Below are 7,657 nucleotides of genomic sequence, written 5' to 3'. Positions count from 1 at the left end.
CGGCCCGCCATTTGGCGGGCCGTTTTCATGTGAGCACTATTTACTTTTTAATGCGCTTCATCCCAATTAACCCCGCTTTCGGCTTCAACAATCAGCGGTACTTTAAGCTCGGCGGCGGCTTGCATACGCGTTTGCACTTCACCAATAAACGCTTCCACCTGCTCTTCTTTCACCTCAAACACCAGTTCATCATGTACTTGCATGACCATCAGCGCATCGAACTCGCCCTCTGCAAGCCAAGCGTCCACGTCGATCATGGCCTGTTTGATGATATCCGCGGCGGTGCCCTGCATGGGCGCGTTGATCGCGGTACGCTCAGCGCCCTGACGGCGGTTGCGGTTTTGCGAGTGGATTTCCGGCAGGTACAGGCGGCGCCCCAGCACGGTTTCCACAAACCCATCTTCCGCGGCCTGGGTGCGAATCCGGTCCATATAGCGAGCCACGCCTGGGTAGCGGTCAAAGTAGCGGTCGATATAGGTTTGCGCCTGATTGCGCTCGATATGCAGCTGGCGCGCAAGGCCCCACGCGCTCATACCGTAAATCAGCCCGAAGTTAATCGCTTTAGCACTACGCCGCTGATCACTGGACACTTTGTCCAGCGCGGTGCCGAAGACTTCCGCGGCAGTGGCCGTGTGGATATCGCGATTCTCGGCAAACGCTTCCAGCAGGCCCTTGTCTTCTGAAAGGTGCGCCATGATGCGCAGCTCGATCTGCGAGTAGTCAGCGGCAACAATGCGATAGCCGGGCCGGGCAATGAACGCCTGACGAATCTTGCGCCCCTCTTCGGTGCGAATGGGGATGTTCTGCAGGTTCGGGTCCGATGAAGAGAGACGACCGGTGGCGGTGACCGCCTGGTGATAACTGGTGTGTACCCGGTTATTTGCCTTGTTGATCAAGCGCGGCAGCTTATCGGTGTAGGTGGACTTCAACTTGGAAAGCCCGCGATGCTCCATGATGACCTTGGGCAGCGGGTAATCCAGCGCCAGCTCCTCAAGCACCGCTTCGGCCGTTGATGGCGCGCCTTTGGGTGTTTTCTTGAGAACAGGGATCTTCAGCTCATTAAACAGAATTTCGCCTAACTGCTTGGGCGAGCCCAGATTAAACTCACGCCCGGCCAGGTCAAACGCTTCAATTTCCAGTTCACGAATGCGCTTATCCAGCTGTTGGCTCTGCGCGTGTAGGCGCTCAGCATCTATCGCCACGCCGTTACGCTCAATGCGGGAAATCACCTTGATCAGCGGCAGCTCCAGGTGATCCAGCACCTGGGCCAGGCGCCCCTCTTTATCTACCTGCGGGCGCAACACATCGTACAAGCGCAGGGTAATATCCACATCTTCACAGGCATAAGGTGCTGCCTGCTCTAACGCTATCTGGTTGAAGGTCAACTGCTTGGCGCCTTTACCAGCGATCTCTTCAAACGAGGTGGTTTTCTCGCCCAGGTACTTAAGCGCCAGCGAATCCATGTCGTGGCGCGTTGCCGTGGAATTCAGTACATAAGAGGCCAGCATCGTATCGGCCAGCGTTCCAGCAACGATAATGTCGTAGTTGGCCAATACGGAAATATCGTACTTGAGGTTCTGGCCAATCTTGATGGTCTTTTGATCTTCGAACAGCGGCTTGAGCGCAGCTAAAACCTTGGCTCTATCCAACTGAGCGGGAGCATCCAAATAGTCGTGGGCCAGCGGAATATAGGCCGCTTCACCGGCGTCGAGCGCCAGTCCAATTCCCACAATTTCGGCTTCCATGTAATTCAGGCTGGTCGTTTCCAGGTCAAAACAGAACCGCTTGGCGCTTTTTAAGCGCTTGAGCCAAGCGTCCAGTTCGCTTTGCTCAACGATGACATGGTCCTGGCGCTCTTGAGGGCTGGCTGACTGCGCATCACTGGTTTCCTCAGCATCGTCAGATACCGGTTCGCCGCCTTTTACGTCATCCACGCCTTCATCTTTTCCCTCCAGCAGTTCAGCCAGCCACTGCCTGAATTCAAGCTCTTTATAAAGCGCAACCAGCTGTTCGCGATCCGGGTGCGCAATATCTAAATTATCCAGCCCAACCGGCAGATCGCAGTCGACTTTGATGGTGGCGAGCTGATAGGAGAGATAGGCCTGCTCACGGTGCTCTTCAAGCTTTTTGGATAACGTTTTGGCCCCACGAAACGAGAGCGTTTTAACCCGCTCTAAATCCCCGTAAATGGTATCCAGCCCGCCGCCCATTCCCTGCAGCAGCCCCAAGGCGGTTTTCTCGCCCACACCCGGCACGCCCGGGATGTTATCGACCTTATCGCCCATCAAGGCGAGGTAATCGATAATCAGAGCAGGCGGCAAACCAAACTTGCCTTCCACACCGGCCTCATCCAAGGTTTCATCTTTCATGGTATTGACCAGCGTGATATGCGCATTCACCAGCTGCGCCATATCTTTATCGCCGGTGGAGATCACTGCATCCCGACCCGCCTGCGTGGCACGGTGCGCTAACGTACCTATCACGTCATCCGCCTCCACGCCGTCAATGCATAAAAGTGGCAAGCCAAGCGCCTTTACGCAGGCATGCAGTAGGGCGACCTGGCTGCGTAAATCATCCGGCATCGGTGGGCGATGCGCCTTGTAGTCTTCAAAGAGCTCATCACGGAAGGTTTTGCCCGGCGCATCAAACACCACCGCCATTGGGCTTTGCGGATAATCCTTTATGAGCCGTTTGAGCATGTTCAGCACGCCCTTAACGGCTCCCGTCGGTTGGCCATTAGAGGTTGTTAACGGCGGCAGCGCGTGGAAGGCACGATACAAGTACGAGGAACCATCGACGAGCACGATCGGGGCACGGGCCATAACCAATATCCATTGCAAAAAAAGTATAGGGTCATGATACGCGCTAAGCGCCAGCGGCTGAAATAAACTGGCGGATACAAATACGCTTAAGCGCTTAACAACGCTGCCAACTCAGCCAGCAAGCCGCTACAATAATCAGCTTAGCAACCTGGGCGAGACTTTCATGGCTGTATTCACCCCGCTTAGCGACGCACAGGTCGCTACGTTTTTAGACAACTTTGATGTTGGTGGCTTTGTATCTCTGCAAGGAGTCGCGGGCGGCACCGAAAATTCAACGTTTTTTGTTACCACGCAGCGCCGAGAACTGGTGCTCACCCTGTTTGAACAAGGTGAACATGAAGAGCTGCCGTTCTTCGTCGACCTGCTGGACTACCTGGATGAACACCGTTTGCCAGTGCCAGGCCCGGTTCATGACCGCGATGGCATTGCACTGCACAGCCTGGCGGATAAACCGGCCCTGCTATTTCCGCGTATGCCGGGCCGTCATCCCGTCGCCCCTAACCTGGCGCAGTGCCGGGCGCTTGGGGACACGCTGGGGCGTTTGCATGTGATCTCACAGCACTTCTCCGGCCATCGTCCGAACCCCCGCGACTTGCACTGGCTACAGGCCATGCACCATAAAGTATTGGCGTACTTAAGCCCTGATGATCAGGCATTAATGAAAAACGAAGTCGAGGATTTTGAAAGCGCCTTCAGTCAGTACGCCAAGCTGCCCCAAGGGGCTATCCATGGTGACCTGTTTCGCGACAACACGCTGTTCGATGGCGATCAGCTTGGCGGCATCATTGATTTTTATAATGGCTGTACTGGTGACCTACTGTTTGATCTCGCCATCGTGATTAACGACTGGGCATCAAATGAAGACGGCACGCTCAATGCAGAGCGCTATAATGCCTTGCTGGGGGCTTACCTGGCACGCCGACCACTCACCCACGAGGAGCGTGACGTATGGCCGATAATGCTGCGCATGACGGCGCTACGCTATTGGTTATCGCGCCTGCTGGTCGTCTACGTTGACCCACCGGCTCACGATTTAACACCTCACGACCCCGAGCGTTTTCATACCATCTTAAACGCGCGCATTGCGTATGGCGCCTTACCTCTTCCTGAGGCTGACTTATGAGTGCAACGCAAAGTGGGTCAGCACTAAGTGCTCGCCGCACATGGAATATCGACCAATGGGGCAGCGGCTACTTTGATGTAGACGACCACGGCCAAGCTCTGGTACGCCCCCTAGGCAGCGACGCCGAAGGCCCTACCCTGCCCCTGCGTGAGCTGGTGATTCAGTTGCAGGAGGCGGGCCTACGCCTGCCTATTCTGGTGCGCTTTAGCGATATTCTGCACGACCGGGTTGAACAGCTGTGCGGCGCCTTTGATGCTGCCATGAGTGATATTGACTACCAGGGCGGCTACACGGCGGTTTACCCCATCAAGGTTAACCAACAGCGCCGCGTGGTCGAGGAAATTCTGGCGACTTCCGAGCGCGGTAATGGCCGAGTGGGCCTGGAAGCGGGCAGCAAGCCCGAGCTTCTTGCCGTGCTTGCTCTCTCGGGCGGCGGGTCATCGCTAATCGTGTGTAACGGCTACAAGGACCGTGAGTACGTGCGCCTTGCCCTGCTGGGCGAGAAGCTTGGCCACCGTGTTTACCTGGTCGTGGAAAAGCTCTCCGAGCTTGCGATGATCATGGAAGAGGCCCGGGAGCTGGATGTTACCCCGCGTATTGGCCTGCGTGCGCGCCTGGCCTCAGTAGGGAAAGGCAAGTGGCAAAATACCGGCGGTGAAAAATCCAAGTTCGGCCTGACTGCCAGCCAAATTCTGGAAGTGGTGGAAACGCTGCGCGCCCAGGACGCCTTGGCAAGCCTGCAGCTGGTGCACTTCCACTTGGGCTCGCAGATCGCCAATATTCGCGACATTCAGCGTGGCCTGCGTGAGTGTGCCCGCTTTTATCAGAACCTGATTACCCTTGGCGCACCGATTGATACGGTCGATGTGGGCGGCGGCCTAGGCATTGACTATGAAGGCACTCGCTCGCGCAGTTACTGCTCTGCCAACTACTCGATGCGTGAATATGCCCGTAACGTGGTGAGCGCCTTTGCTCAGCTGTGCGAAGAGTCCCATTTACCTCAGCCCCATTTAATCAGCGAATCGGGCCGGGCATTGACGGCCCACCACGCAGTGCTTATTACCAATGTGATTGGCGAAGAGCGCATTGATGATACGCCGCCCGAGAAGGCGCCTCGGGACGATATACAGGTTGATGCCCTGTGGCGCGTGTTCGACCAGCTTGCCACGCCTCAGGAGCCGCGCATGCTGGTCGAGGCCTGGCATGACCTCTTGCAGGCAGTAAGCGAGTTACAGGACAGGTTTGTGCTGGGCCTGAGCGATATCAATGCCCGTGCCGAAGGCGAGCGCCTGTATTTGGCCGCCTGTGCGCGTTTGCGCAGTCAATTGGATACTCGTAATCGGGCACACCGCGAAATTATGGACGAGCTCGCCGAGAAGCTGGCTGACAAGCTGTTTGTTAACTTTTCGCTGTTCCAGTCGGTGCCTGATGTGTGGGGCATTGAGCAGATCTTCCCGGTACTGCCATTAAGCGGGCTGAATCAACCCCCAACACGCCGTGCTGTCATTCAGGATATTACCTGCGATTCAGACGGACGTATCGACAGCTACGTTGATGGACAAGGTGTAGAAAGCACCCTACCCCTTCCCGAATGGCCCTCGGAAGATGAGCGCTGGCTAGGCTTTTTCCTGGTGGGGGCGTATCAAGAAATTCTGGGTGACTTGCATAACCTGTTCGGCGATACCGACTCGGTTGACGCCGCATTAAACGAGCACGGCGAGTGGGTGCTTTCCAATCCGCTGGCGGGTGATACCGTTGCCGATGTACTGGCCTACGTCAACTTTGACGCCAAGGAACTTATGCAAAAGCTGACTGAGCAGATCGTCAATAGCGATTTCTCAGAGCAAGAGCAGGAAAGCTTTGCGGCAAGCCTGCACGAAGGACTGGAAGGCTATACGTATTTAGAGTAACGCTATCGCCTTACTTTTCAGAACCAATAGAAAGCGTCCCCCCTGGAAGACCAAGGGGCGCTTTCACTATGCAACGCTGGCTTATTCAGTAACAGAGGTTGTCACTTCCAGACCGCCAGTCAGCGTTAAGCGCAGTGATGTGCCTCGAGTTAACTCACCGACACCGGCGGGGGTGCCGGTTAAAATGACATCGCCCGGCTCAAGCGTGAAATAACGGCTCATTTCCGCGACCAGCGAGGGAATCGCAAAGATCATATCCGAACCTTCCCCATGCTGGCGCGCTTCACCATCAACCTCCAGCGTAAAGGCCAGCGCATTCCAGTTGGGTACTCGGCTTAGCGGCAGGAACCTGGATAGCGGGCAAGACCCATCAAAACCCTTGGCGATCTCCCACGGGTGGCCCTTCTCTTTCAGCTTCGTTTGTACATCGCGTAGTGTTAAATCGAGCGCTAAACCAATACCCACAATCGCACGTTCCGCTTCATCCGGCGTCGCGTGGGTGAGGGTTTCCCCAACTAACAGGGCCAGCTCGGTTTCGTAGTGTACATCGCCTTGAGAAAAAGGCGGGCTCAGCGGCTGCTCTATATCCACGACACTCGTCGCAGGCTTAATAAATAACAGCGGCTCGCTGGGAACGGGATTATCCAGCTCTTTCGCGTGATCAGCATAGTTGCGGCCAACACATACGACTTTGCCCAATGCATGGGGAAATGCCTGACCGTCGGTAAATTGTGGAACAAGACGCATGGCGGGTACTCTCCTTCTCATTATACGTGCCGCGTTCTTAACGACAGACGCAATAGTTTACCCTACCTATGTGTATGTTCCACAACCCAATACGAGGTTATCGCTCATCCTCCCAATCACTTATCGACTAGCCACTCTTGGCCTGGGTCATGGGCCAGAAAGTCCGGACGCTGCTGCGGGGCCGCATACGGCTCGCGGCAGCGATTATCGGGGCGGTTAAAGACGAAGAACACGTTACTGCGCGGGTCCGGCGACAAGTTAGCGTTTGAGGCATGCAGTGTATTGCAATCAAACAGCAATAGCCCACCCGCCTTACCTTTCGGCGCTTCAATACCGTGCTCAGCGACCAGTTCAGTGAGCGCCTCTGGGCTTGGTACGCCCACTTCCTGCGCTTTCAACGAACGCTTATGGTTATCCACTGGCGTCTCCCCCTGGCAGGGCACAAACTTCTTGTGCGAGCCAGGAATCAGCATCAGCGGGCCATTAAATTCGTGATTATCGGTCAGGATCAAGGACGCACTTACTGCATGCATACCGGGCATACCATCCTCAGCATGCCAGGTCTCAAAATCCGAGTGCCAGTTAAAGCCCTTACCGGCGAACCCCGGCTTGTAGTTAATGCGTGACTGATGCACATAAGGATCATCACCAATCAACTGCCGAGCGGCGCCTGCCACGCGCTCATCTCTGGCCAGCGCGCCCAAGCGTTCTGAAAGGTGGTGTACCGCAAACAGTGAACGAATTTCATTACTTTCAGGCTCGGTAATACTGAAGTCTTTATCACGGTAAGCATCCGTATTCATAAGTGCCTGCATCTCAGCACGCAGCTCATCAAGCTCACTACCGCTAATCAAATTCGGGATAAACAAAAAGTCTTTACGTTCAAATTCATCCAGTTGAGTTTCGCTTAAAGGCCCTGCCAGGTGATGCCCTTTTACAACGGCGTCCTGACGCGCCTGCCAAAGTGCTTGAGGAGGCTGTGCCAAGCGCGATGGATAGGGATCATACAGTTTCGTATGTTGTGAAGAGGGCGAATCCGCTAACTCGCTGTAATG

General features: G+C 55.5%; 5 protein-coding genes. 2 read left to right on the top strand and 3 right to left on the bottom strand.

Annotation, left to right across the window (positions count from 1 at the left end; genetic code table 11):
- Nucleotides 1-47 precede the first annotated feature (47 nt).
- A complete protein-coding gene (gene polA, locus ACT3TY_RS17635) occupies nucleotides 48-2,822 on the bottom strand; it encodes a DNA polymerase I (RefSeq protein WP_172117348.1) in 2,775 nt (924 codons plus the stop codon).
- A 163-nt stretch (nucleotides 2,823-2,985) separates the two neighbouring features.
- Here polA and ACT3TY_RS17630 point away from each other — a divergent pair, with 163 nt between their 5' ends.
- Entirely contained in the window at nucleotides 2,986-3,945 is a 960-nt protein-coding gene (locus ACT3TY_RS17630; protein ID WP_172117347.1) for a homoserine kinase, read from the top strand.
- Nucleotides 3,942-5,855: a biosynthetic arginine decarboxylase gene (speA, locus tag ACT3TY_RS17625; protein ID WP_193053324.1), complete on the top strand. Its 1,914-nt coding sequence runs from the start codon at nucleotides 3,942-3,944 to the stop codon at nucleotides 5,853-5,855. Before ACT3TY_RS17630 ends, speA begins: the two co-directional genes overlap by 4 nt.
- An 81-nt stretch (nucleotides 5,856-5,936) precedes the next feature.
- On the opposite strand, the gene ACT3TY_RS17620 is transcribed toward speA, so the two are convergent.
- Both ACT3TY_RS17620 and thpD read right to left on the bottom strand, forming a co-directional pair.
- The gene (locus ACT3TY_RS17620) at nucleotides 5,937-6,602 is read right to left on the bottom strand and encodes a fumarylacetoacetate hydrolase family protein (protein ID WP_444629062.1); all 666 of its coding nucleotides are present in this window, start codon (nucleotides 6,600-6,602) and stop codon (nucleotides 5,937-5,939) included.
- A gap of 116 nt (nucleotides 6,603-6,718) precedes the next feature.
- Nucleotides 6,719-7,657: ectoine hydroxylase (gene thpD, locus ACT3TY_RS17615; protein ID WP_444629061.1), on the bottom strand; the 939-nt coding region annotated here is incomplete at its 5' end.

Origin of the sequence: Halomonas sp. AOP22-C1-8, assembly GCF_052378905.1 — a bacterium.
GTDB lineage: Bacteria > Pseudomonadota > Gammaproteobacteria > Pseudomonadales > Halomonadaceae > Vreelandella > Vreelandella citrativorans.
The sequence above is the reverse complement of the archived record's forward strand: the minus strand, read 5'-3'. Positions and strand labels throughout refer to the sequence as shown.

Coding starts and splice junctions, on each gene's coding strand:
- ACT3TY_RS17620 (WP_444629062.1), bottom strand. CDS start 6,602: ATGCGTCTTGTTCCACAATTTACCGACGGTCAGGCATTTCCCCATGCA.
- speA (WP_193053324.1), top strand. CDS start 3,942: ATGAGTGCAACGCAAAGTGGGTCAGCACTAAGTGCTCGCCGCACATGG.
- ACT3TY_RS17630 (WP_172117347.1), top strand. CDS start 2,986: ATGGCTGTATTCACCCCGCTTAGCGACGCACAGGTCGCTACGTTTTTA.
- polA (WP_172117348.1), bottom strand. CDS start 2,822: ATGGCCCGTGCCCCGATCGTGCTCGTCGATGGTTCCTCGTACTTGTAT.